The organism is Granulicella sp. L56 (genome assembly GCF_009765835.1).
Lineage (GTDB): Bacteria > Acidobacteriota > Terriglobia > Terriglobales > Acidobacteriaceae > Edaphobacter.
On the sequence record NZ_LMUS01000006.1, the window covers coordinates 424,257 to 449,824 of the forward strand.

Here is a 25,568-nt window from a genome sequence, read left to right on the forward strand (position 1 = left end):
AGGGCTGTGAATCTAAATCAATTCAATCGCATCCTGCGGCAGGTTTTTTTATTGCCGGTCATCGCGCTCTTGCTGGCGGCTGTGGCCTTGTACCTGCAAATTCAAGGGGCCAATTCTACCGTCCGCCTGATTCAGCAATCCGACGCCCACATCTCCCAGGTCAGCCGCATCAACACTCTCATCCTTAACGAAGAGTCGGCTCTGCGCGGCTACGAAAACACCTCCGATGCACGTTTTCTCCAGCCTTATCTGGACGCCGCACCACATCTGCAGGCTGAATTCGACAAGATGAAGACGCTTCCCGGCCTCGATGACGTCGAGAAGCAATACATCGGCGACTTGATCGACAAGCAGCAGCTCTGGCTCGATGCCTTCGCCCTGCCCGTCATCGCCACCATCCAGGCTGGCGGGCAGGTTCGCGATGTGGACCTGAACCTGCGCGGAAAGTCGATGATGGACGACATCCGTCAGGACCTCGCCAATACGACCCACAACGCAGAGCAGCGCCGGGCAGTGCGAATCCACCTCTGGCAGAGTCAGGTTCGCCACATGGAGTGGTTGCTGCTGGTGCTCGCCCTCTGCGTCGGCATCTTCATCGGCCTGTTCACGCGCAACCGCATGCACGCCGTATCCGACGCCTATAAAACCTCGCTCGATGTCCTGGGCCGCCGCGCCGAGGAGATCTTTCAGTCCGAGCAGCAACTCCGCACCACCCTGGCCTCCATCGGCGATGGTGTGATCACCTGCGACACCGAAGGCCGGGTCCAGATGATGAACCCCGTGGCCGTGGAGCTCACCGGATGGTCACAGGCCGAAGCCTACGGCAAACCCCTTGAAACCATCTTTCACATCGTCAACGAGACGACTCGTTCTCCTATGGAAAACCCCGTCTCCAAGGTCAAGCGACTGAACCGCATCGTCGGCCTCGGCAGTAATACCATTCTCATCCGCAAAGACAAATCCGAGCTGCATATCGCCGACAGCGGCGCACCCATCCGCGACCGCACGGACGGAATCGCCGGTGTCGTCATGGTCTTCCGCGACATCACCCTCGAACGCAAGACGCAGGACGCTCTTCTGGCAAATGAGAAGCTGGCAGTCGCCGGGCGCCTCGCCGCCACCATCGCGCATGAGATCCACAACCCCCTTGACTCCGTATCGAACCTGCTTTACCTCATGCGCAACGGAGCCACCAAAGAGGAGTCGGTGCAGTTCATGGACATGGCCGAGCAGGAGCTGGCCCGCGTCACCCAGATCAGCCGCGCCATGCTCGGCCTCTATCGCGAGTCCAAGGCCCCCGTCCTGATCGACCTCAAAGACATGCTTCAGGAGATCCTTCTCCTCATGGAGCGCCGGTTCAGCGATGAGCAAGTCATCGTCCACGCCGATCTCCCCTCCGGCATCTCGGTCGACGCCTTCCCTGCCGAGCTGCGGCAGGTCTTCACCAACCTGATCACAAACGCCGCCGAAGCAGCCGGTCCCGGAGGCAAGGTAAGCGTCAGCCTCAGGCCACAGCCGGCGCTTTCCATCGACGGCCACAAGCAGGTGGCCGGAGCCACGGTAACGATTGCCGACAACGGCCTCGGCGTTCCGGCCGAAGTGCAACCGCACCTCTTCCAGCCCTTCTTCACCACCAAGGGCGAGCGCGGCACCGGCCTCGGCCTTTGGGTCAGCCGCGGCATCGTCACCAAACACGGGGGCACCATCGAGCTGGCCAGCGAAACCGGCGAAGCCACTCACGGCACCTCCGTAAGCGTCTTTCTCGCCACCAAGCCCACCATCAACGCAGGCGGCGACTAACACGCGATCTGCATGGGCCATGGTCTTCGTACTCACCTCGCATCCCTGCACGAAGAGCTGTCAAGTCCCCCATCGATCGCACGTTCCACGCAAACATAACAAAATAAATACCTTATACCCATAAAATAAATCCGCAAAAGCTGCAAAACAGTTTATCCCCATTCGTTAAAATGAAATCAGACTTAGAAAGAAGGCAAAAGGCCCAGCCGCAACGCCGGGCCTAACTCATTTAGATCGAATATTTTGCCTCTAAGCCATAAAGAATCAATATTTTGCAAACTTAAATTCACGTAAAATACTGATTCATTGAGAGATAAGGTAAAAGTACCCCCGGGGGGTGGGGGTCCCAAAAAGAGCTTAGAAAGTCTGCAGTGTCTCCGTCACAACGGCAGCCGCTCTCACGCAAGCTTCGTGGTCAACGTCATAGTGCGTCACAAACCGAACAGCATCAGGCCCAATCGCGCTCGCGAGAACGTCCTTCTCTCGCAGTTCCCGGCAGAACGCAGTCGCATCACCATCACGAAGATTGAAGATGACGATATTGGTCTCGACCGCATCCAAGTCGATCTCGGCATTCGGCTCAGCCGCAACCGCTTCTGCCAGCAGACGAGCATTGGCATGGTCGTCAACCAGCCGCGCCGTCATCTCATGCAGAGCGACCAGACCGGCAGCAGCCAGCACGCCGACCTGTCGCATCCCGCCGCCGAGCGCCTTGCGAAAGGCACGAGCACGCTCCATCGCCTCTCTGCTGCCCACCAGCATTGAGCCCGCCGGAGCGCCCAGCCCCTTCGACAGGCAGAACATCACCGTATCGCAGCCCTCGGTAAGCTTCGCTACGCCAACGCCAAGCGCCACCGAAGCATTGAAGATCCGCGCTCCATCAAGATGCACCGGCAGACCAGCCTCATGCGCTCCCTCGCAGATCTCGCGCATCCGAACCAGTGGCGTAACCGTTCCGCCAGCCATGTTGTGCGTGTTCTCAAGGCAGACCAGACCCGTCTGAGCGCGGTAATAGATCTTCGGCCCAATCGCCTGGCTGATCTGTTCCCATGTCAGGACACCGCGTTCCCCGGCAACGGGACGCAGTTGACACCCGGAAAACGCCGCAGCCATGGCCATCTCCCAGTCGAGCACATGCGCCCGCGCCTCGCAGATGACCTCCTGCCCATGCTGCGTATGCAGGCGAATGGCGATCTGGTTCCCCATCGTGCCGGTCGGAACAAAAAGCGCAGTCTCCCTGCCAAACATGGCAGCGGCATCGCTCTCCAGCCGATTGACGGTAGGATCTTCTCCATACACGTCGTCACCGACCTCGGCGGTAAACATAGCCTCGCGCATCGCAGGCGTCGGCCTGGTAACAGTGTCACTCCGCAGATCGATCATAAAACTCCTCTTCTGAACTTATGCGGCGGAGGTAACCAGCAATCGACTGAAGACCTCATTCGAGACCATGCGACCTCGTGCTGTCAGGCGAATGCGATCAGTCTCTAACTCCAGCAAGCCAGCCTCACGAACCTCCAGCAGCGCAGGCATCGCATCCTGAACCATCGCCTCGCCAAACTGTCCGCGCAGCAGACGAAGGCTGACGCCCTCATTGAGCCGCAGCCCAAGAAAAAGCGCCTCTTCAAAAGCCTGCTCAACGCCAATCACATCGAAATCCGGCTCAGCAGCGCTCTTCGAGACCTGACGAAAAGTCGACTCAGGCTTATTCATATAAGCGTCCATCTCGCTCGTATTCGCAAAACGTACTGCGCCGACATCCGTCAGCAGCATGGAGTGCGCATCGAGGCCAAAGCCGATATAAGGCAGACGCTGCCAATACTTGAGGTTGTGACGCGAAGCATGGCCCCGGCGCGCAAAGTTCGAGATCTCATACTGCTCCAGACCGGCAATCTCGAACTGCTCGCAAGCCATCTGGTACCAATCGGCGCTCTCATCCTCGGAAGGAACAGCCGACGCATGGTAACGCGTCCCTTTGGCGAGAACCTCTTCACCCAGGCGCGACTCTTCATCGACCTCCAGCATGTAAACGCTGACGTGCTGGACTTTACTGGCAATAGCCTGCTCCAGCGAATACTGCCAGCTCTCCCGCGTCTGGTAGGGAAGCCCTGCGATCAGATCGATGCTGATGTCCCCAACCCCAGCGTTGCGAACCCGCGCAATCTCCGCCTCGCACTCCAGCCGCGTGTGCAATCGGCCAACCGCTGCCGTCTCGCGATCCACAAAGGATTGCACCCCAAAGCTGACGCGGTTCATGCCCAGCCGCAGCAGTTCGTCCAGCGTCTCGTCTGCAAGTTGTCCCGGAGCGCACTCGAGCGTTATCTCAGCGTCCCGCGCCAACTCAAACTCGTCGCGCAGACGTTGAAACATCTGGCGAAACTGCGCCGCGCTCAGCAAACTCGGCGTTCCGCCGCCAAAGTAGATCGAATCCACCAGCTCTGGCAATCGCGCCCCGGACTTCATTGCCGCATCCCGCGCCGCGTCAATCTCATCACACACACGGTCAACATAGTGCTGCATCCGGTCAGCGGCGAACACTCCCGAGGCAAAGTTGCAGAAGGTACACTTCGCCTTGCAGAAAGGGACCGAGATGTAGACTCCAGCCGTTGTAACCATTTTGCCGAAAACGCCTCAAACAATTGTTTCACGAAGGCTGCTTCAGACGGCAGTAAGCCTTCTATGCTGCAAGAGGTGACTAAGAGGTAAGACTATGCTGCGATTTCGCCCACTCGCTACTGTCGATGTTCTTCTATTCATGCTTGTCCTGATCTCCGGACAAGCCACCGCTCAAACCGCGCCGCAGCGCTCTCCTGTTCTGGTGGAGCTGTTTACCTCGGAAGGCTGTTCAAGCTGCCCGCCTGCCGATGCCCTGCTTGCAAAGCTTGAGCAGGTCCAGCCAATCGCCGGTACAGAGATCATCGCGCTTGGCGAGCACGTCGACTATTGGGATCAGCTTGGCTGGCACGACCGCTTTTCTTCGCATCAATATACAGAGCGGCAAAATCAGTACCGCTTCCGCTTCCATCTGGACGATGTCTACACGCCGCAGATGGTCATCGACGGCACCGAGCCGTTTGTCGGCAACGACGCGCCCCATATCGTTCGCGCCATCAGCAGTGCAGGCAATACAGCCAAGATCAACCTCGCGCTCTCAAAGGCAGCCGTGGAGGGAAGCCGCGTCTCGTTTACGGTCTCCAGTTCAACCCCACCGAATTTGCTCTCCAACGCAGACCTTTATGCCGCGCTCGTCGATCCTACCGACACGACAAATGTCCAACGCGGCGAAAACAAGGGGCAGGTTCTCCATCATGCTGCTGTGGTTCGATCGCTGCAAAAGATCGGCAAGCTGAACGACCTAGCATCGGGCCCGTTGCACGCACAGCTCGTTGCTCCAGCAAATTCGGAGCCTGCAACCATGCGGATTGTTGTATTTGCACAACGTCCGGACGAGGGCGCTGTCGTGGGCGCAGTTTCCATGCCTGCGCGTCAATAACTAGAGAATCCTGCTCTCGCCCCAAGCATCTAGAATAGAGATACTTAGATGGCTGACGAACAGAACTCAAAAAAAGCGAAAAAAGAAGCCGCGAAGAAGGCATTGCACGACGACGACATCGTAGGTAAAGCCTATGACGGTCGTCTTATGCGCCGTCTTCTGACCTATTTGCGCCCCTACAAGCTGCAGGTTGCGTTCTCCGCCATCGCCATCATCTTCAAAGCCGCAACCGATGTTGTTGGCCCGTATCTGGTCAAAGTTGCGGTCGATACTTACATGACGAAGACGCCGCCGGAAAAACTCTCCTGGCTGGCCCACCACCTCAGTCCAAAACCGATGGCAGGCATCACCCAGCTCGGCCTGCTCTACCTCAGCGCGCTGCTGATTACCTACGTTCTCGAATTCGTTCAGACCTACCTGATGCAGTGGACCGGTCAGAAGATCATGTTCGATCTGCGGAGCCAGATCTTCCGCCATCTTCAGCGCATGCATCCCGGCTTCTTCGACCATAATCCCGTCGGCAAGCTCGTCACCCGCGTCACCTCCGACGTGGACGCGCTGAACGAGATGTTCACCTCGGGCGTCCTCGCCATCTTCGAAGACATCTTCGTCCTGGCCTTCATCGTCATCATCATGCTGCGCATGAGCTGGCCGCTCGCTCTGCTGACGCTGGCCGTTATCCCTGCGATTCTCTACATCACCGGCATCTTCCGCAAGCATGTGCGCGAGAGCTACCGCCGCATCCGTTCGGCCATCGCCAAGATCAACAGCTACATGCAGGAACATGTCAGCGGCATGTCTATCGTGCAGCTCTTCAACCGCGAGCAGCATGCCTTCGACGAGTTTGCCTCGGTCAATCGCCTACACATGAACGCCTTCAAAGACGCCATCTTCGCCTACGCCCTCTACTATCCAGCAGTCGAGCTGCTCAGCTCCGTCGCCATCGCTCTGGTCGTGTGGCGCGGCGGCATGGGTGCCCTCTTCACCGGCGCTCCTCTCGCCGCAGGACTGCCGTTCTACGAGTACCTCCTGCATCCAATGCGCGCACCGGGCGCGACGATCACGCTCGGCGTTCTCATCGCATTCATCCAGTACGCGCAGCGCTTCTTCCGCCCCATTCAGGACCTCAGCGAGAAGTACAACATCCTGCAAGCGGCCATGGCCGCCAGCGAACGCGTCTTCAAGCTGCTGGACTCTGAACCCGAGATCCTCTCGCCCCCGAAACCCATCGAAGGCGACCGCTCTGGACGCGTAGAGTTCCGCAACGTCTGGTTTACCTATCAGACCCTCGATGAGGCCCAGCGCCTTCGCGTGGCATCGGCAACCGAAGACGAGTTGCGCGGCTATGCCGACATCGAGTGGATCCTCTGCGGCGTCAGCTTCGTCGTCGAGCCGAACGAGACCGCCGCTATCGTCGGCCACACCGGCGCGGGCAAGACGACCATCATCAGCCTGATGATGCGCTTCTACGATATTCAACGCGGTAGCATTCTTGTAGACGGCATCGACGTACGCCAGCAGGATATGCACGCCCTCCGTCGCCGCTTCGCCGTCGTGCTGCAAGACCCCTTCCTCTTCACCGGCACCATCGCAGACAATATTCGCCTCGGCTCCAAGTGGGTCACGGACGAGCGACTGCAGCGCGCCGCCGACGAGGTCAATGTGGGCGACTTCATCCGCTCTCTCCCTCTGCAATTCGCCGAACCTGTTCAGGAGCGCGGAGCCACTCTTTCCACCGGCCAGAAGCAGCTCATCAGCTTTGCCCGTGCGCTGGCCCACGATCCCGGAATCCTCATTCTGGACGAGGCCACCTCTTCGGTCGACACCGACACAGAACTCCGCGTGCGCGGCGCACTCTCACGCATGGTCACAGGGCGAACCTCCATCCTCATCGCCCATCGGCTGTCCACGATTCAGCGGGCTGATACTATCCTGGTCATGCACAAGGGACAGTTGCGCGAGCGCGGCACCCATCAGGAGCTGCTCACACATCGCGGCCTCTATTGGAAGCTCTACCAGTTGCAATACAAAGACCAGGAGATGCCGGCAGATGCCGCGCTGCCCTCCCAGCTTTCTGACGCAGTTCTCCCCTGATAGAGTAGTCAAGCGAACAAGAGACGAACGTGGCAGAAAGCAATCCATCTCCGCGCATCTTTCTCTCCGCCGGTGAAGCCAGCGGGGACTACTACGGCGCTCAAATCATCGACGAGCTGCGCACCCGTCTGCCCCAGCTCACCTGTTTCGGCCTCGGTGGCACCGAGATGGCAGTCGCCGGACTCGACCGCATCGTCCGCGCCGAGGATGTGGCGCACATGGGCATCACCGAAGTCATCCGCCATATGCCGCGTATCTATGGCGAGTACCGGCGCCTGGTCGCATCCATCAAAAAACGACGTCCCGACGTTGCCATTCTCATCGACTTCCCAGACGTCAACTTCCGGCTCGCCCGCACACTTCGCAAGCTGAACATCCCGGTTGTGTATTTCGTAAGCCCTCAGCTTTGGGCGTGGAAGCGGAAGCGTCTGCGCTGGGTACAGCAGCGCGTCAGCCGCATGATGGTCATCTTCCCCTTTGAGGAGAGCTTCTATCGTGCGCGCAACGTCGATGCCACCTTCGTCGGTCACCCGCTGGCACAACTGCCGCTGCCCGACATCACCCGAGCGGAGTACGCCACAAAATATGCGCTCGACCCTGCGAAAAACTGGATTGCCCTGCTTCCCGGCAGCCGACGCAAAGAGGTGCAGCTCAACCTGCCCGAGATGCTGCACGCAGCCGCTATCCTGAACGCTCAGGGCAAATATGAGTTCGTCATCCCGGTGGCCTCAACGGTAAACAACTCGTACCTTCTCAACTTTCTGCAAGACCCCATCTACTACAGCGCAACCAAGCCGAGAGTTACCCTGGTCGACGACGCGCGCGAGGCGCTTCACCATGCCCGCGCCAGTATCGTCGCCAGCGGCACAGCTACCGTACAGGCGACCGTCATCGGAAACCCCTTCATCGTGGTCTATCGGGTCTCTCCGTTTACCTTTGGTCTCGCCCGCCGCCTTATCCGCTATCCGCTTGAGATCCCGACTGAAAAGGACAAGGACGGCAATCTCCCCATCGCCATGGTCAATCTCGTGGCGGGCAAGCGCATCGTGCCCGAACTGCTGCAGACCCGCTTTACCGCAGAAAACGTTGCGGCAACCCTCGCCCCTCTCCTGGCCGACAGCCCTCAGCGCGAGCAGATGCTTATAGACCTCGCCGAGGCACACTTCAAGCTGCTTCCAGCCTCAGGATCAGGCTCTATCTTTCAGGTTTGCGACGCCGTGGAAGCCCTGTTGGGACAGACCCCAGCCGCAAGTGGCCGAATTTCAGCGACAAGCGTCTAACATCACGAAGGCTGTACCATTATTTTTTGAGGATCTTCGCCCGACATGCACCTACCCTCCCGGTATCTTCGAGTTCTGGCCACGGCCGTGTTTCCCGCGTGCATTCTCGCGGCTCCCCTATGGGCAGCGCCCGCCAGACCTCAAATGCACGTCACCGGCTACGTCATCACGGCCGACCTCGATCCTGCGGTGCATCACCTCACGGCGACGGCCGCCGTAACCTTTACGGCGCTTGAAGATCTCACCTCGCCCATCTTCGAGCTGAACAACGGGCTGCAGATCACCAAGGTCACAGACGCAAGTGGCAAGCCGCTCGAATCGGAGCGCCTCACCGGCAACAGCACCGTGCGCTTTACCCTGGCCACGCCGATTCCCAAGGGAACCAGCACCACCTATAACTTTGAATACTCCGGCACGCTGACCGGCTCCGATACCAGCCCGGTCAGCGGAATCAAGCTGGCCTCGATCGACGATCCCATCAGCATTCTGCTGTATCCCGGCGCATGGTTCCCCATGACCGGCCTGTACACCGACCGCTTCACCGCCGAAATGCACATCCGCGTGCCTTCCGACGAACGGGTAGTCGGCAGCGGAGTCGCTGGGCAGAAAAACCTCCCCGGCAATCGCACCGAATACGATTTCAATTGGACCAAGCCCGGCTTTCCCGGAACCATCATCGCCGGTAAATTTCTGGATCCTGCCGGCATATCGGGCGTCAACAACATCCACGTCTACGTCACCGACAAGCGCAAGCCCTTCGCCCTCGACTTCGCTCACACAGCCGACAGGGAGTTTGAGTTTATGACCAGCAAGTTCGGTCAGCCAGAGTCCCCCATCCTGAACCTCGTGGAGCTGCCGGACGATGCTGTCTCAGCTGCCTGGGCACCGGAGGTTGTGGCAATCGGAGGCGGTCGCATCGCTGCACGCAATGCCCAACGGCTCATCTCCAACACCATCGCACATCAATGGTGGGGCAGCGAGGTCTCTCCCGCGACCATGAACGACGCCTGGATCACCAATGGCATGTCGCGCTATGCCGAGCTGATGTATCTCGAAGATTCAGCCGGGAAGACCGCATTTCAGTCCGCTATCACTGATGTCTCGGCAGGCGCTCTGGCCTACGATACGGTTCCGCTGACCACTCTCGGACGCCTCGATCCGTTCTCGCCACAGTTCCAGTCCATGACCCTCGAAAAAGGTGCGATGGTCTTCCATATGCTCCGCTGGGAGATGGGCGACGACACCTTTACCCAGTTCCTCCGCGGCCTGCTCTCGCAGTACACCGACAAATCGATACGCAGCTCCGATGTGCAAACCGTCGCCGAAGCCCAGTCGCATCTGCAACTGACTCCCTTCTTCTCGCAGTGGATCGATGGCACGGGAGCACCGGCCTTTGGAGACAAGTACACCGTCTTTCGTCTGGGCGACAATAAGGGCTTTCGTACCGTCGGCGCCATCACTCAGGACCTCGACCTCTTTAGTATGCCGGTGGAGCTGCGCATCGAAACTGACGGAAAGACCGAGATCAAGCGCATCGTCGTAAGCGGCAACGAGTCCCAATATTCCATCGAAACCTTTGGCCGTCCTCGCCATATCGGTATCGATCCAGACAACTGGTTGCTGAAGAGCACACCCGATCTTGCTGTGCGCGTGGCCGTCTTACGCGGGCAGGAGCAGGTCGCGCAGGGCGATCTCACCGCCGCTCTGGTTGAGTACCAGAAGGCCCTCGACGCCAATAAGAACAGTTCGCTCGCCGCCTACCGTATCGGCGAAGTCTTCTTCATGCAGCGCAACTATCAGTCCGCGGCAAACTCCTTCCGCGATGCTCTGCGCGGAGACGGCGACCCCAGATGGGTCGAAGTCTGGAGCCACATCGAACTGGGTCGCATCTTCGACCTGACGGGCCAGCGCGATCGAGCCGTCAACGAATATCGCCTCGCTGTACAGACCAATGACAACACCCAGGGTGCGATCAACGAGGCACGCGCGCTGATGCAGAAACCGTACAAGCGCCCGGCCGAGCAAGATTAATCAGACGAAGGTTTGACGCGTTACGTTATTCATACCTGAGCGCCTCAATGGGATCGAGATTGGCCGCCTGTATCGCCGGAATCATTCCGCTCACGGTCCCTACGATGACGAGAACGACGGTCGCCAGGATCACAATATGCGGCGAGATCAGCAGATAGATATCCGCCGCACTCGCATTGGCCGCAATCGCACTATAGAACGTGATGCCTCCCACGACTTTACTGACTCCATAGGCCAGGGCAATGCCCGCTACTCCACCAACTCCGGTAATCACCAGGGCTTCGGCAAGAAATTGCAGCAGGATATGGCGCTTCCGTGCCCCCAGTGCCTTCTCCACGCCAATCTCTCTCGTCCGCTGTTGCACGCTGACCAGCATAATGTTCATCAGCCCAATACCGGCGATGCCCAGCGTCAGCGTTCCGATAAAGAGCAGCAGCACCTGCAATCCCAGCGATATGATGCGGAACTGCGCGAGCTGCTCCATGATGTTGGCCACCCAGATCGCGTTGTGGTCTGTTGGCCGAAAGGCGTGCGATGCTGCGAGCGTATTTCGCAAGGCGTGCTCCACGGCCTTCGGGTCGCCACGATAGTTGAACCAGATGCCGTCGAGATATTTGGCATCTTTGATATCGCCCATGGTTGAAAACGGGATGTAAGTAAGGCGATTGATGTTGTCATCGCCCTCCTGCATCTTGGGTTTCAGAACACCGATCACTTCAAAGCTGATACCGTTCAACCGGATTGTCTGGCCCAAAGCGAAGATGCCGGAGTAGAGCTTCGACTTTGCCTGCGACCCAATGACCGCAACATGGTTTCGCTGTTGCAGATCGGCTTCTGTCAGAAACCGTCCCTCGGCCAGATCCATCTTCTGAATGTCCTGAATCTCGGGGGAGACGCCATCCACCTCCCACGTATAGGTGTGCAGATCGTTCTGCACCGGAACTGACTTCCAGAGCATGGGCGACGTATGCAGAACGCCGGGAACTGTCTCCCGGATGCGCTCCACATCTTCCATCTTGAGGCGAACCGGTACACCAGCCTTGGTGCCGCCCGCCTGCTCGCTGGTGGTGCCGGGAAAGACGCCGATCATGTTGGTGCCGAACTGAGCGAAGATCGTCTCGAAGGCGCGCCCGAAGCCTGCGCCGTAGGCCAACAGAAGAACCACCGTGGCAATGCCCCACGCCATGCCGACGATGGTGATGGCGGTCCGCCGTCCGTTGTACTGCATCGCTTCCATCGCTTGTCCAAAGATATCTCGCAGCATCGCCTTACTCCTTGCGCAGCGCCTCAACCGGCTGCATCCTCGCTGCTCGGCTCGCCGGATAGATGCCAGCGATTACGCCGCAAAGCACAAGTGTGCCCATCGCCATCGCCGCCGACCATGGCACCAGCCGCGGTGGATCGAATCCCATTTGGTTGTCTCCCATCGCATGTCCCAGCACCAGCATCAGCGTGGCCGCGCCCGCGATTCCGATCAGACCGCTGATTCCGGTCAACATGATGCCTTCTAGAAAAAACTGTATCAAGATACTGCGATTAGTCGCTCCCAGCGCCTTGCGCAAGCCAATCTCCTTGGTACGTTCCGTCACCGTAACCAGCATGATGTTGATAATGCCAACCGCGCCCAGCGCGAGGGTAACGATCCCCACCCCCCCGAGAAAGACATCCATTGCCGTGAAGATCAGGCCGACGGTCTTATTTGCCTTGATAGTGTCCCACTCTTCGAATGCATCCGTCAGGCTTGGATCAAAATCATGCCGCTTCGCAATAATGCGATGCACGTCCATCTTCGCAGCCTCATTCATGTCCTCGGCCGTGGGCTGATATTGGATGGAGGTAATAGCATCGGCGGGAATATTTTCGCCGAGAATCGGAAAGAGCTCGAGCATCGTCGACAGCGGAATATAGACCCTCTGGTTGTCGCTATCGTTATTGCCTCGCCCGATCTTGGGTGCGACGCCAATTACCTGAAAACGATATCCATTCAGCGTGATGAAAGACCCGACCGAAGGCCGTCCCGGAAACAGCAGCTTATTATTTTTTTGCCCCAGAAATACGACCTGCCGATGTTGCGCCTCGTCGCCGGCGTCGATCCAGCGGCCTTCGGCGACGGGAAGCTTGCGAATCTGAGGGTAGTTCGGCTCTGCACCCAGAACTGAGCCGCCCGCGCTTGAAAACTCGCTGACCTCCTTCAGATCGCCGCGATCGATGAACGCCGTCGCATTGCGAACATGGGACGCCTCTGCACGAATCGCCTCGGCATCGCTCAACGTCAGCTTGTAGGGCCGCATGCCCGTATGCTGGTTCGGCAGCGCGGGCACAGTCCCGCTGAAGAGCATGATGACGTCCGATCCCAGCTCAGACAGTCCTCGGCGCTGCCCCGAGCGGAATCCCTCCCCCAACCCGATCAGCAGCAGCAAGGAAGCCACACCCCATGCGATGCCGAACATCGTGAGGAACGATCGCAGCTTGTTAGCTCCGATCGATTGGAATACCTGGGCAAAGATGTCGAGAAGGGCGCGCATGACGATGGTTGGACTTCATTCTCCACCTTACGTTACGCAAATCCCAATCAAACAGTTCCGAATTCTGATTTATTTACTGATTTCTACGAGGCAGCTTGCGTCTGGTTTTTCATCAGCACGGGAACGTCAGGATCTGGCTCATTCTGCACATTCATGCGCAGCGAACGCAAAAAGTCACCTGTCGCCGCCAGTGTGGCTGCATCGGCAGATGCCGGGTACAGCAGACGCACCGCTGACCCCAAGCCTGCGACACCCGTGAAACCTCCACGCACGGCAAAACACCGCTCAGGACGATACACGCACGACGCCAGGTCCGTAATGCTCAAGGCGTCACTAGGCGTACACAGAATCGTCTTTGGCGGAGCCATCCGGTCGACCATGCTGAAGATCTCCAGCTTCGATTCCAACTCATCTGGAACAAAATCGACGGCAATATCCGCCACGCGGACGGCGTCTTCGACAGTCAAAGCGAGGTCGAGGCTGCCCGGAGAATCGCGCAGGTCCATCTCGGCAAAATCCGCCTCAGCCCGGCGAAGATTTGCCGGCATCACATCTTCGAGCACCACATGAAATCCAGCGGCAACACAAGCCAGCGCAAAGCTACGGCCAGCCGTCCCAGCCCCTATCACCGCCACCGTCCGTATCTCGAACGGTGACGGGGAAATTGCTGGCTGCATTATTTTTTGCTCGCGACTGCGTTGATAACCGACTCGTAGCTCGGTTCAGACTGCTTGATGTGCTCGGAAACTCGTTGACGCTCATCCTCGGTCAGCGACGGCAGCACCGCAAGAATGCGGCGCAGCGTAACCGAAATATCGTCAACATAGTTCATCGTGCGGATGGCTTCGCCAGAAAGAGGCATGTACGCTCCTGAAAAGTTTAATGTGCTCTTCTTCAGTCTAAACGCTGGAGCCCGGCTCTGCCCGTTTATGGGCCTCGTCCTGCGGCTCACCTGCCGCAGGACCCTCTTTCGGCGCTTCATAGCCATCGCGGTCCGTCATCTCCATCAGCGCCGCCAGCTTGACAGCAAAATCCGGATGCAGCGCATTCAACCCATAGCGCCACGTCCAGTTCCCCGCCCCGGCTGCGGGGGTATTCATCCGGCCCTCGCTGCCGAGGTGCAACACATCCTGCATCGGGAAGATGCAGAGATTCGCCACCGATCTCGCCGCCGCACGCATCATAGCCCATACGATATCGCCCTCGTGTTCAATTGTTTGCAGATAAGTCTGCGCGTGGGTCTTTTCCATCTCACTGGCATCGTCGCGCCACCAGCCCAGCGTGGTGTTATTGTCGTGCGTTCCTGTATAAACCACTGTGTTCTGAATAAAACGATGCGGAAGGTAGAGATGGCTACCCCGATCCGAAAAGCCAAACTGAAGAATTCGCATTCCCGGCATACCAAAGTGCTCACGAAGCTCATCTACCTCCGGGGTAATCAAGCCAAGGTCTTCTGCGACAAACGGCAGATCGCCGAATACCTCTCTCAGCCGATTGAATAGTTCATGTCCGGGTGCCTTCACCCACAGGCCGCTGATCGCCGTCGGTTCATCGGCCGGAATCGACCAATATGCCTCGAAGCCACGAAAGTGGTCCAGCCTAATTGAGTCATAGAGCGTCAATGCACGTCGAATCCGTGCCACCCACCAGTCAAATCCCCGCTCCTTCATCAGGTCCCACTTGTACAGCGGATTCCCCCAGCGCTGGCCCGTGACCGAAAAATAATCCGGCGGCACACCCGACACCCGCGTCGGCTTCAGATCATCGTCCAGCTCAAATATCTCAGGATGCGTCCACACATCGGCACTGTCGTAATTCACAAAGATAGCGACATCGCCCAGAATGCGAACCTTCCGCTCTGCGCAGTACGACCGCAGCGCACACCACTGTTCGTTGAAAAAGAACTGAATGGCCTGCTCGATAGCCAGCTCTCGCCCATGCGAGTTCAGTACCGCCGTCAACGCATCGCTCTTCCTTCGAGCATACTCGGACGGCCAGTCAATCCAGCTCACATAGCCGTGCATTCTCCGCAACACATTGAACAGCGCATAGTCAGAAAGCCACGAAATATTGTCTTTGCAGAATTTTTGAAATCGCGCTCGCACATCATCCGGCGCTCGATCAAGAAAATTTGCAGCCCCTTCTTCAATCAGCGGAAGCTTAACCCGCATGGCTTCCACGAAATCCGCTGGCCCATCATGTCCCGTCAATCCCTCGATTCGCTCCGCGCAAATCCAGCCTTCCTGCACCAGCCGTTCCAGACTGATGAACAGGGGATTCCCCGCGAATGCCGACAGCGCCGAATAAGGTGACCCACCATAACCCGTCGGACTTAGAGGCAACACCTGCCACAGTTGCTGCTTCGCCGCTGCAAGAAAGTCAACAAAGGCATACGCCGCCGGGCCAAAATCTCCCACGCCCCCATACGACGGCAACGACGTCACATGCAGCAGAACTCCCGATAACCGATTAACATTCATCGCTTCCCCACTCATCTCTCCCCCTGTGTCTCTTAACGTTTGATGCCGATTTGTCCTCGGTCGAAAACAACGAAAGGCCTGTCCCTCTACCGTCAATAGTAGTGGAACAAACCTTTCGAAACAGTTAAGAGAGCTTCTACTGACTACCGCTACTTAGGGCCCCAGATACGGAAGTTGCCACTGGAATGAAGCAGACTCATCATATAAAGCATGCCGTCGTAATAGCGCTGCTCGCCAGACGGAATGGGCGAATTCCAAAACGCATCGACAAAGGCTTTAGAAGTCGGGCCTTTCGTCGCGGCAAGACCGGCGGTCGCTGTTGTAGCAACCATTCCCGTAGAGTGACGTTGCGAAAGCGGCTTACCGTCCAGCGTGTACTGGTCGCTAAACGTGCTAACGCCCTGACTGAAAAGAAACTTCTGAATGCGATCACTCAAAACATTCTCTTCCGCGTCCTTATGCCACCACGAATAATCCACCGACCAGTTGCTGGCCGTCCTCCACGAGTCATAGGAGAAGTTAGCCGACATTGGGTTAAAACCTGTGCCATGCGGCTTACCGTCGAAGTCAGCATAGTCGGGCGCAAGCCCCGTATTAGGGTTAGTGGCCTTCTGAAAGAAGCTCCGACTGGCCGTTGCGGCTTCAGCCCAAAAAGCGCGATCTTCGATCGGTCCCCAGCGCGACCACAGCTCGTAAAACGCAGGCAGGTGGTACGAGGGATCGGTAAAGCTTCCGCGCCCCATGCCAGGCACGAAAAGTATCATCCTGTTCGGCTCGTTGACCATCGGGCCAACTGTCTGCGGCTGGTTGCGCGGAGGAAAGCCAGGACGCGTGGGAGGAGTGTACGGGGACTCGTTGGGCTTCAAGCGAAAGGGCGGCGTTCCGATCTGAATCGGATGATGGCGCATGAGACTCAGAATGCGATCAGCCTGCGCCTTGTAGTTATAGATGCCGGTACCGCTTCCCCAGCGGTTCGCCGCAAAGTAAAGGCTCATGACGAAGTACTCTTCACCATCAGGAGCAGGAGAATCGGAACGCGGCGTCCCATCCGTATGCATCGACCACGAAAAGTAACCGACCGAAGGATTAGCCGGATCCGTGATCAGCATATAAGTATTCGCCCAATTCCAGATGGCATCAAACTCATGCTTCTTGTTCATCTGAACGGCAATCATCATGCCATACGACATGCCCTCGGTACGTGCGTCGCGGTTGGCGACGTCCGTAATATAAGCCAGCGGCCCATTCGCATTGCTGCCCACCTCGTAGTACACAGCTTGCGTATTCTTGTCGCCATGAAAGAGCTGCTCGAAGGCAGCATCGATCTTGGCATGACTCTGCTTCGCGCTATGCCCCTGTTCGGCGAAGAGATCTCGATAGTGGCCTGTACGATAAGCACCCGAGCCATCACTGTCAGCGCCATGTTTCACAGTTTGTCCTGACGCATGACGAGCACCCACCGAAATGAAAACAAGAGCCGCGGCAAAAAGCACCGAATGCATACGGATGGTTCGTGTCATTAATTTCCCCTTGCAGAACAGACGCGTCTTCCACTTTCAAACTGAGCAGTACGTTTGTGAACTACCAATCCGTAAGCGTGCCATCGAGCTTACGAGCAATCGGAAGATACGCTCGCTGGTACGGATACTTCGCCGCAAGGCCTTCATCAATATCGACTCCCAGCCCCGGCGCATCTCCCGGATACATATAGCCAGCATCGAACGTATATTGATGCGGAAACACTTCATCGGTAAGCGCACTGTGATGCATGTGCTCCTGAATCCCGAAGTTATGGATGGCAAGCCCAAGATGCAGGGCAGCCGCCATCGTGACCGGAGAAAGATCGGTCGCTCCATGGCAGCCGGTTCGCACTTGATAGAGCGCTGCAAAATCCGCCGTCTTTTTCACGTGAGTGATTCCGCCACCATGCACAATGGCCATGCGGATGTAATCGATCCACTGTCTGCGGATAAGATCATGCGCATCCCATACTGAGTTGAAGACCTCGCCCGTAGCAATCGGCGTGGTGGTATGCCTGCGAATCAATTCAAACCCTTCCTGCAACTCAGCAGGACATGGATCTTCCATCCAGAAGAGGTGATACGGCTCCAGCGCCTTCCCCAGACGCGCCGCCTCAATGGGAGTAAGCCGATGATGCACGTCATGAAGCAGATGCACATCCGCACCAAGCTCGACGCGAAGCTTTTCAAAGAGCGATGGCACAAAGTTCAAATACTTTTCGGTGGACCAAAGACTCTCTGAAGGCAACCCACGTTCTGCAGGCTCATACGACTTGCCACCCTTAGGCACGCCATAGCTGCCTGCAACTCCCGGCACGCCGGACTGCGCCCGCACCGCAAGATAGCCCTCATCCATATGCTTGCGAACAGAATCAAGTGTCTCCGCAATATCGCCACCGTTGGCGTGAGTGTAGACCAGCACGCCGTTGCGGCTCTTCCCGCCAAGCAGGTTATAGACAGGGGTGTTGAGTGCCTTGCCTTTGATGTCCCACAGGGCAACGTCAACCGCAGCGATCGAAGCCATGGTGACAGGACCGCGACGCCAGTACGCTCCGCGATAGAGATACTGCCAGATGTCTTCAATCTGAAATGGATCGCGGCCAATCAAGCATGGAAGAACGTGCTCGGAGAGATAGCTCGCAACAGCCAGTTCACGGCCATTCAGCGTAGCATCGCCGAGTCCATAAATCCCCTCGTCGGTTTCAATCTTGAGGGTGACAAAGTTGCGGTCAGGAGAGCAGACAATCAGACGGGCGGCGATAATTTTCATTGTTTTGTGATCTCGATGTAGTCAACAGGTGCGGGTTCGGTGCCGTCAGGAACGCCGCGCAACATCAGTGTATCTCCGGGGGTAAGGCTAACATCCGGTATCGTGAAGCGCGTACTCGTGTGGCCGTCGAGCTTCTTATCCACAACAGCCGGTGGCAGTGTATTGTCCGCGGTCCAATGAGCGAGACTTCTGCCATTCAGCAGAACTTCATACTGCGCAGACCCCGGATGGATATCAAAATACTGGACAGCAATATCGTAAATACCCGCAGGCTTATCAAGCTTTGCCATAAGCGTGCAGGCAGCGGTGCGATCACATACCATGGCCTTTCCGCCAGAAGCCGTCTCCCACGGCGTAACCTCGACCGTCGTGTACCCGTCACTCTGCATTGCTTCAGCTTCAATCCGATTGGGATAATGTCCCACACGCCCCTTCGCATCTGGAATACCCGACATATGTAGAAACCACTCGCTCACAGCATCGCGCCAGACAACAGCGTGTCCTGCCTGATACTCAAATAGAGCCAGCGTTCGCCGATAACGATCTTCATCGATAAGCCCATGCAGCGTCTGCCAGCGTGAAGCATACGTTGCCGCAGTAGCCGCGCCATCGTAGTGCGAGTCATAGACGTGCTGAATCGCGGTCTTTCCGCTATGCAAAACATGGTCATATGAAACATGGTGCATGAAGAGCAGAAGCTCATCCGGGCACGTAGCCAGCGACTCATAGACCTTCGCAAGCTCCGGCGGATACTGCCCGATATATCCCGTCCCCGTAGCAACCGTGCGGTCCATGCCGATGCCCTTATGATCCGCGCGAATCCACTGCCCCCATCCATTCCGCTCCGCGGATTCAATACCCGGCCCATAGTGAACACCGATAATATCCGTCAGCGTGCCGAGTCCAAGCGGGCCAGTGTACTCCTCATAAACATGCCACGAATTTCGTTGAAGATCATCGATCGTTGAGACCACCTTCGGATTATTTCCAAACGTAAGCCGCGTCCAGCTATCGATGATCTGGTCGGTCGTGAGGTCAGGATTCCACGCAAGCCTGCCATAGCCATAGAGATTGGCCATGGCCATCGGATGATGCAGCCAGTTATCGTCCAACCCAACATTGACGACAGCGACAAAGCCGCCCAGTGGCTGATGAAAGCTCTTCCCCTCGACGATCTCTTTGACCAGAGTGCTTCGATTCTGCGCCCGCATATCCGTATCGAGCGCCATCTTCCACATCGGCACCAGAAAGACCATGTGCCGTTGCTGACCGGTATACTCCTGCGTGACCTGTAACTCGATCGCCTGATTCGTATGTTGCAGCGCGGCGAAGAGCGGAGAGACCGGCTCCCGCACCTGAAAATCAATCGGACCATTTTTAATCTGGATCACGACATTCGGCTCAAACTTTCCATCGAGTGCGCGAAAGTTGTCATAACCCGCGCGTGCCCGGTCTGCCTTCATGTCATGCCAGTCCAGATGTTGGTTGTAGACAAATCCACGGTAAAGAACGACACCATGATGCGGCCGCAACGCGCGCGCCAGAACATTGGCAGCCTGTGCAGGATTGCGTCCATAGTGCGAAGGACCAAGCCGTCCCTCAGAGTCTGCCTTCACAACAAATCCACTGAAGTCCGGAATCAGCTTGTAAATCTCAACCGTCTTCTGCTGCCACCACGCGATGACCTGTGGATCGAGTGGATCGAACGTCGAAAGATGGCCGACCGTCTCAGGACTGGAAAGATCTACCGAGAGCGACATGCGAACGCCCCACGGACGCAGCGCGTCGGCGATCCGAGCTAACTCGCGCAGCATCTCCGGCTGCAAGGTACGCAGGTCAGAGTTCACATTGTTGACGGTACATCCATTCAAGCCAACCGAAGCCAGCAGCCGTCCATACTCCGACACGCGTGTCAGATCTCCCCGCACATGGCCGCCATCGAAGAAGATGCTTCGCCCCGCATAGCCGCGCTCAATTGAGCCATCGAAATTGTCCCACTGGTTCACCCACCGAATGGGCGCGGACGGGGATTCGGCGTCCGGCACAATCTCATGCAGCTCGCCAACCTGCTCCAGCAGATGAAAGACCCCATAGAGCTCACCGACCGGACTGCCGCCAGCCACGATCCACAGATGATACCCATGCTCATCGAGCTTTGAAATCGCAAAACCTTCCGCGGTAAGCGTTGCAGACTCGCTCCATTGCGGCAGCAGTTGATGCAACTCCCTCGACGTGCCCAGCACAAAAGCATCTCCATCGGGCAGAGTCGAACCCACGCGAAGGTCCCCGCCAAGCATGCTGCGCAACCCACTAGCCAGTTCACCGGATGCGCTTCTCCCCACAGAAGACGTATCCACCTGCACGATCTGGTGTGGAAGCGACCGGTCACGTCGAAGCACGGAGGCTTCTGTAATGCGGCCATACCGAAGCCAGCCCGCAGCCCCAGTCTCCGCCTGCGCCAGCCCCGCACTCAAACAGAGGAAAACAACGAGAGTCACACGGCGTCGCAACCGGCATAGCCTTAGCACAGATGAAATCCTTGAATGAAGCAGTACATAAAGAAGAGCTCTCAACTACACGACATGCCAATTTATTACGTGACACAAACTTTATCGAGATAAAAATATCGCTGTCAAGCTAGGACACAAATTCTTCCCGATCCATAGAGAACTAAACATTAGATCAAATCAAAGTCAATTTATTGTTGTCGCAAATAAATTAAAAAACATCCATGGGAAAAGACATAAGACATCAATGCGTCGAACGGTGATAACCCGAGTGGCGTTGCAGCACGACCGCTGCTCCACCGCGCAGACGAGACAGTTCCCCGTCATTGGTCACCATAAGCCGCGGCGCCGTGCCTGCGAGCATGGTGCTATCTAATCCGGCCTGCACAATCGGACCAAAGCGAGGCCACGATGTCGTCAGATCGCCGGTGATCAAAATCAGATCGGGGGAAAGTCCAGCGGTGATTAAACGAAGTCCGCGGCCAAGATGCTTCGCCTGACGCGAGACCGCTTCAATGGCAGTCGCATCGCCCTCTTCCGCAAGTTGCAGCAACTCCTGAATCACCAGAGAACGGCTCTTAGGCGAGAGTTCCTTATAGTAGCGAAGCGCCGCCGACGAAGATGCGAATACCTCCCAGCATCCTCGCTGCCCACAACCGCAGGCAGGCCCCGCCGGATCAATCGGAATGTGTCCAAACTCCCCAGCCAATCCATTGCGGCCCACAACGATCTGCCCATTCGCCAGGATCGCCGTGCCCAGTCCCTCCGAGACAGTAATCAGCACGGCATTGCGCACCCCATCCATCCTGCCAAACCACAGCTCCGATAGAAGGCAGGCGTTCGCGGCATTGTCCAACTCCACCTGCAACTTCATCCCTTTTTCGATCGCGCCCTTCACGTCGTAGTCAGACCATTTCAAATTCGGCGCAAGGATCAGCCGCTGCGTCTCTGGATGAATACGCCCCGGCAGGCTGATGCCGATACCCTCGAACGTCTTGTTCGCATGACGGTCGCGCATCCCCCGCATCGATTCAATGATCTTGCCCACAGAGCGCTCCGGATCGGAGACCAGAGGCACGACTTCCCGCGCAAGAAAGCGCCCATTCAGATCGACTACCGCAACGATAGCCTGCTGCGGGCGCAGGTCGGCAACAAGAATGACCAGCTCATCGTTCAACGAAAGCAGCGTCGGTCGCCGCCCCCGCGGACGCCGCACCACGGCGCCTTCCGTGATCCACCGTTCGCTGAGCAACTGCTCCACAATCGCCGAGACAGTACTCGGCTGCAGACCAGAGAGCCGCGACAGATCGGCGCGAGCAACTGGCTGTCGAGCGCGAATCAGCTCAAGGACAATGTCGCGATTGATATCGCGCGCACTCTCGCTCGAAGCGAGCTCAACATAGGCCAGATCGACATGTCTTCCACGCACAGCGGCCTTTAGAACCTGTGTCGCAGTTTTTTGAACCGTAGATTTAGCCATAGAATCTATTGATTCACTCCACTGGCAAGATAACCACCATCGACTGCAAGAATCTGCCCCGTCGTATAAACAGCCTCATCCGATGCAAGAAACACTGCGGCTCCCGCAACCTCTTCAACACAGCCAAAGCGCCTCATCGGCGTTCGCAGCAGAAGCTCGTGGCCACGCGGTGAATCGAGCAGCGCGCGGTTTAGCTCGGTGGGGAAGATACCTGGTGCAATTGCATTCACACATACGCCCTGCTCGGCCCACTCAATCGCAAGCGAGCGAGTCAGCGCGCCAACCGCCGCTTTGCTGGCCCCATAAGCAGCTACGTCGCGAAAGGCGACGAACGTCGAGAGCGAAGCAATATTAATAATGCGGCCATATCCCTGCTCCAGCATCAATGCTCCAAAGATCTGACAGGCCCGCAGCGTACCGTTCAGGTTGACGTTCATGATGCTCTGCCACAACGTCTCGGGGCAATCGAGAGTTGGCACCCGTTTAGTGATACCCGCCGAATTCACCAGGATATCGATGCGCCCAAAATGCGACTTCACGGCATCATGCAATTCCTGCAAAGATCGACGGTCCGTAACATCGGACAAAACCCGCAACGTCTTGCGTCCCGATGCCTTTAATATCTCCGCCACAGAATCCACCGACTCCGCTGACCGGGAAGATGCAACCACATCGGCGCCTGCGGAGGCCAAACCCAGGGCAATGGCCTTTCCAATCCCCGAAGTTCCCCCAACAACCACCGCGCATTTTCCTGCGAGATTAAACATTGTCCAGCACTTCTCCTTGGAACATCAGCCAAGCAATCAGAATAAATTCTTGTGTTTATAAAATATCAGTAAAGCGGTATTGCATTTGAAACTCTCACACACACAGACATATTCATAAAGCACTTATTTTCAGAAGAATATAGCAACTTTGCGACAGAAGAAACATCATCCCTGACATCAATCCAAAATTAATTCACCCCCGAATAGGTGAATTAATTCAAGTACGAAAATAATGAACAATAGTTCAAATTTATTTTGAAGGATGAATCCACTACACGGAAAGCCGATCACACCATCAGTTACAGGCTAATGCCATCCACACAGCCCCTGCCGTTCCATTCGCACCGCTTACTTCAAAGTCCACAAAGTCTCCCGCCGCCACCGCCACGCTCCCTGTCACGGAACAAGAGCCACCCGAAACCGCCTTGCAACTCAACGAGGTGTCCGCCATGTTCCCCGGAGTTCCCTGCCGAACCATCACAGTGATTGCGTTCAACTGCTGCGAATAAACGCTCAGCGTGGTCGCCGTACATCCCGCCGGAACCCACGTCAGCGTCGAAGCATCTTCACTCCCACCCGCATTCGTGTTGCTCACCGAATAGTAGATATTGTTGAACGAGACCGAGTGATACATCGAACCCGACAACGCCCCGGAGGCGCCACCCGTTCCTCCGCCCGTCCCATTCGCTCCAGCCGCGCCCTGTGGAATGGTAAAGTTCAACACTGCCGCCGCTGCTGTCCCACTATTCGACACAGTCGCCATCGAGCCTGCCGCGCCGGTCGTCACCGTCCCCACACTCACCGTCGCAGCGGCACCCGCCGGCCCACTCGGCCCTGCATCTCCCTTCTGCGCCAGCACCGCCCACACCGCAGGATACTGATCCGGCTCCATCCCGGCGTTGCTCGCCTGCGCCAGATACGTGCTCCCTCCAAAAAATGCCGCATCATTGGCCTGATAGCTCACACCCAAACCCCAAGCCCCGCGATATTTCATCCCAACCGTTCCGGCAGCGCCCGCAGCACCCGGCAGCCCCTGCGGCCCGGCAGCACCTTGCGGTCCAGTGGCTCCGGTGGCTCCGTCAGGCCCCTGCGCACCTGCCGCACCCTGCGCCGCCAGCACACTCCAGTAAGCCGGATTCGTCCCCGGAGTATTTCCATGATTGGCCGCGGCTGCCGATATATAACTCGACCCCTGATAGCTCACAGCATCATTCACCGCGTAGTTCACACTCGACGAATAGCTCTCGCGAAACAACATTCCTGCCGGTCCTGCTGGCCCAGTCGATCCGGTCGTACCAGCAGGTCCAGTGGCTCCTGCTGATCCTGTGGCGCCCACGGAACCCGCAGCACCCGTAGGTCCGGCAATACCTTGCAGCCCCTGAAGCCCTTGCGGCCCAACTGGCCCTGCAGTTCCCGTCGAACCAACTGGCCCCGTCGCGCCCGTATCTCCCTTAACTCCAGTAGGCCCGCCCACTCCTTGCAAGCCAGTAGCGCCCGCAGCCCCGGTCGGTCCAGCAGGCCCTGTCAGCCCAATAGGCCCGACTGGCCCCACAGCTCCGGCGGGTCCAGCCGTAGCCAAAGTCACATCCAACACCGCCGCATGGCCAGTCAGATCATTTTCCTTGCTATCGAACTGCACTCCCGCAGCATCCGCCGTCAATGCCAGGCCATTGTTTGTCGCCGGGGCGGTAATCCATCCCTGCACCAGAGACGTCACGTCCACAGTGACATAAACACCCGCCGCATCCACCGGAACGACCTGCGCTGCGCTCCCCAGCGAAGGCACGGTCGCATACGTCACGCTGTACTCGCCCCACGCTCCGTTCACCAAACGCACGCTCACCTGCCCCGCCGCGTCCACTCGATTGCAATACAGGCGAAGTACCGCTCGCGACACCTGCCCGGCCGTCGTACCCGCAGGAAGCATACCCAGGTCAAACTGCAACAGGGAGGTATACCCGGCGCCCACATTCAAATTTGAGATTGCCCCGCTATTGACTCCGGGCAGTGCGCTGTTCACATGCGCATCTGCCACCAAGGTCGCCTCTACCGCCCACGCTGGTCCCGCAGCGAAGAGCCAAACTGCCAACCCCACCCATAAGAAAACTGTCCTTACTAAACCCATCAAAACCCTCAGCAGGAAACGGCCCTTCGCCGTGCAAACAAAGGGCCGGCCTGCCAACTTACAACGTTCGGGGCTCAGCGATGCACGTTGCGCCGGGCATGGACTGCCCATGCAATAGTTGTATTTATTTTTGCAACCAGGGAGCATCACCGTTTTAGGTCAACCCCAGCCGAAACACAAGCATCCTCGTATACCA

The 25,568-nt window shown here is 57.5% G+C and carries 18 protein-coding genes; 5 read left to right on the forward strand and 13 right to left on the reverse strand.

The window, feature by feature from the left end:
- Positions 1-6 precede the first annotated feature (6 nt).
- The gene (locus tag GSQ81_RS09585; protein ID WP_158910545.1) at positions 7-1,800 is read left to right on the forward strand and encodes an ATP-binding protein; all 1,794 of its coding nucleotides are present in this window, start codon (positions 7-9) and stop codon (positions 1,798-1,800) included.
- Between the two features lie 357 nt (positions 1,801-2,157).
- Here GSQ81_RS09585 and GSQ81_RS09590 read toward each other — a convergent pair whose 3' ends face one another.
- Both GSQ81_RS09590 and hemW read right to left on the reverse strand, forming a co-directional pair.
- A complete protein-coding gene (locus GSQ81_RS09590) occupies positions 2,158-3,183 on the reverse strand; it encodes a low specificity L-threonine aldolase (RefSeq protein ID WP_158910546.1) in 1,026 nt (341 codons plus the stop codon).
- 18 nt (positions 3,184-3,201) lie between these two features.
- Positions 3,202-4,416 (reverse strand): radical SAM family heme chaperone HemW, encoded by a 1,215-nt coding sequence (gene hemW / locus GSQ81_RS09595; RefSeq protein ID WP_158910547.1) that lies wholly within the window; start codon positions 4,414-4,416, stop codon positions 3,202-3,204.
- A 94-nt stretch (positions 4,417-4,510) separates the two neighbouring features.
- Here hemW and GSQ81_RS09600 point away from each other — a divergent pair, with 94 nt between their 5' ends.
- The 4 genes from GSQ81_RS09600 to GSQ81_RS09615 are packed head-to-tail and all read left to right on the forward strand — an operon-like array spanning position 4,511 to position 10,698.
- Positions 4,511-5,293 carry a thioredoxin family protein gene (locus tag GSQ81_RS09600; protein ID WP_158910548.1) on the forward strand — a complete coding sequence of 261 codons (783 nt, stop codon included), beginning with the start codon at positions 4,511-4,513 and terminating at the stop codon, positions 5,291-5,293.
- A gap of 48 nt (positions 5,294-5,341) precedes the next feature.
- Positions 5,342-7,387, forward strand: coding sequence for an ABC transporter ATP-binding protein (locus tag GSQ81_RS09605; protein WP_158910549.1), 2,046 nt, complete (start codon positions 5,342-5,344; stop codon positions 7,385-7,387).
- A 29-nt stretch (positions 7,388-7,416) separates the two neighbouring features.
- Positions 7,417-8,667 (forward strand): lipid-A-disaccharide synthase, encoded by a 1,251-nt coding sequence (lpxB, locus tag GSQ81_RS09610; protein WP_158910550.1) that lies wholly within the window; start codon positions 7,417-7,419, stop codon positions 8,665-8,667.
- A 45-nt stretch (positions 8,668-8,712) separates the two neighbouring features.
- On the forward strand, positions 8,713-10,698 hold the full coding sequence (locus GSQ81_RS09615; RefSeq protein ID WP_158910551.1) for a M1 family aminopeptidase: 1,986 nt from the start codon (positions 8,713-8,715) through the stop codon (positions 10,696-10,698).
- A gap of 25 nt (positions 10,699-10,723) precedes the next feature.
- Here GSQ81_RS09615 and GSQ81_RS09620 read toward each other — a convergent pair whose 3' ends face one another.
- The 11 genes from GSQ81_RS09620 to GSQ81_RS20270 form a co-directional block, all read right to left on the reverse strand.
- Positions 10,724-11,962: an ABC transporter permease gene (locus GSQ81_RS09620; RefSeq protein WP_158910552.1), complete on the reverse strand. Its 1,239-nt coding sequence runs from the start codon at positions 11,960-11,962 to the stop codon at positions 10,724-10,726.
- Between the two features lie 4 nt (positions 11,963-11,966).
- Positions 11,967-13,223 carry an ABC transporter permease gene (locus GSQ81_RS09625; protein ID WP_158910553.1) on the reverse strand — a complete coding sequence of 419 codons (1,257 nt, stop codon included), beginning with the start codon at positions 13,221-13,223 and terminating at the stop codon, positions 11,967-11,969.
- 83 nt (positions 13,224-13,306) lie between these two features.
- A complete protein-coding gene (locus GSQ81_RS09630; RefSeq protein WP_158910554.1) occupies positions 13,307-13,900 on the reverse strand; it encodes a 3-hydroxyacyl-CoA dehydrogenase NAD-binding domain-containing protein in 594 nt (197 codons plus the stop codon).
- The gene (locus GSQ81_RS09635; protein ID WP_158910555.1) at positions 13,900-14,085 is read right to left on the reverse strand and encodes a hypothetical protein; all 186 of its coding nucleotides are present in this window, start codon (positions 14,083-14,085) and stop codon (positions 13,900-13,902) included. Before GSQ81_RS09635 ends, GSQ81_RS09630 begins: the two co-directional genes overlap by 1 nt.
- A gap of 37 nt (positions 14,086-14,122) precedes the next feature.
- Positions 14,123-15,703, reverse strand: a complete 1,581-nt coding sequence (malQ, locus tag GSQ81_RS09640; RefSeq protein ID WP_158910556.1) for a 4-alpha-glucanotransferase — start codon at positions 15,701-15,703, stop codon at positions 14,123-14,125.
- 149 nt (positions 15,704-15,852) lie between these two features.
- Entirely contained in the window at positions 15,853-17,133 is a 1,281-nt protein-coding gene (locus GSQ81_RS09645) for a glycosyl hydrolase family 8 (protein WP_216846412.1), read from the reverse strand.
- A gap of 151 nt (positions 17,134-17,284) precedes the next feature.
- Positions 17,285-18,493: a D-mannonate dehydratase ManD gene (manD, locus tag GSQ81_RS09650; protein ID WP_158910557.1), complete on the reverse strand. Its 1,209-nt coding sequence runs from the start codon at positions 18,491-18,493 to the stop codon at positions 17,285-17,287.
- On the reverse strand, positions 18,490-20,991 hold the full coding sequence (locus GSQ81_RS09655) for an alpha-glucuronidase family glycosyl hydrolase (RefSeq protein WP_174237960.1): 2,502 nt from the start codon (positions 20,989-20,991) through the stop codon (positions 18,490-18,492). The genes manD and GSQ81_RS09655 overlap by 4 nt, the downstream gene beginning before the upstream one ends.
- Positions 20,992-21,244: 253 nt before the next feature.
- Positions 21,245-22,480 (reverse strand): ROK family protein, encoded by a 1,236-nt coding sequence (locus GSQ81_RS09660; protein ID WP_158910559.1) that lies wholly within the window; start codon positions 22,478-22,480, stop codon positions 21,245-21,247.
- Between the two features lie 5 nt (positions 22,481-22,485).
- A complete protein-coding gene (locus GSQ81_RS09665) occupies positions 22,486-23,247 on the reverse strand; it encodes an SDR family NAD(P)-dependent oxidoreductase (protein WP_158910560.1) in 762 nt (253 codons plus the stop codon).
- Positions 23,248-23,542: 295 nt separating this feature from the next.
- Complete coding sequence (locus tag GSQ81_RS20270) at positions 23,543-25,342, reverse strand: DNRLRE domain-containing protein (RefSeq protein WP_158910561.1); 1,800 nt, start codon at positions 25,340-25,342, stop codon at positions 23,543-23,545.
- Between the last annotated feature and the right edge of the window lie 226 nt (positions 25,343-25,568).

What these genes read in the sequence shown, in the direction of transcription:
- GSQ81_RS09590 (WP_158910546.1), bottom strand. Translation starts at nt 3,183, where the DNA reads ATGATCGATCTGCGGAGTGACACTGTTACCAGGCCGACGCCTGCGATG.
- hemW (WP_158910547.1), bottom strand. Translation starts at nt 4,416, where the DNA reads ATGGTTACAACGGCTGGAGTCTACATCTCGGTCCCTTTCTGCAAGGCG.
- GSQ81_RS09600 (WP_158910548.1), top strand. Translation starts at nt 4,511, where the DNA reads ATGCTGCGATTTCGCCCACTCGCTACTGTCGATGTTCTTCTATTCATG.
- GSQ81_RS09605 (WP_158910549.1), top strand. Translation starts at nt 5,342, where the DNA reads ATGGCTGACGAACAGAACTCAAAAAAAGCGAAAAAAGAAGCCGCGAAG.
- GSQ81_RS09615 (WP_158910551.1), top strand. Translation starts at nt 8,713, where the DNA reads ATGCACCTACCCTCCCGGTATCTTCGAGTTCTGGCCACGGCCGTGTTT.
- GSQ81_RS09620 (WP_158910552.1), bottom strand. Translation starts at nt 11,962, where the DNA reads ATGCTGCGAGATATCTTTGGACAAGCGATGGAAGCGATGCAGTACAAC.
- GSQ81_RS09625 (WP_158910553.1), bottom strand. Translation starts at nt 13,223, where the DNA reads ATGCGCGCCCTTCTCGACATCTTTGCCCAGGTATTCCAATCGATCGGA.
- GSQ81_RS09630 (WP_158910554.1), bottom strand. Translation starts at nt 13,900, where the DNA reads ATGCAGCCAGCAATTTCCCCGTCACCGTTCGAGATACGGACGGTGGCG.
- GSQ81_RS09635 (WP_158910555.1), bottom strand. Translation starts at nt 14,085, where the DNA reads ATGCCTCTTTCTGGCGAAGCCATCCGCACGATGAACTATGTTGACGAT.
- malQ (WP_158910556.1), bottom strand. Translation starts at nt 15,703, where the DNA reads ATGAATGTTAATCGGTTATCGGGAGTTCTGCTGCATGTGACGTCGTTG.
- manD (WP_158910557.1), bottom strand. Translation starts at nt 18,493, where the DNA reads ATGAAAATTATCGCCGCCCGTCTGATTGTCTGCTCTCCTGACCGCAAC.
- GSQ81_RS09660 (WP_158910559.1), bottom strand. Translation starts at nt 22,480, where the DNA reads ATGGCTAAATCTACGGTTCAAAAAACTGCGACACAGGTTCTAAAGGCC.
- GSQ81_RS09665 (WP_158910560.1), bottom strand. Translation starts at nt 23,247, where the DNA reads ATGTTTAATCTCGCAGGAAAATGCGCGGTGGTTGTTGGGGGAACTTCG.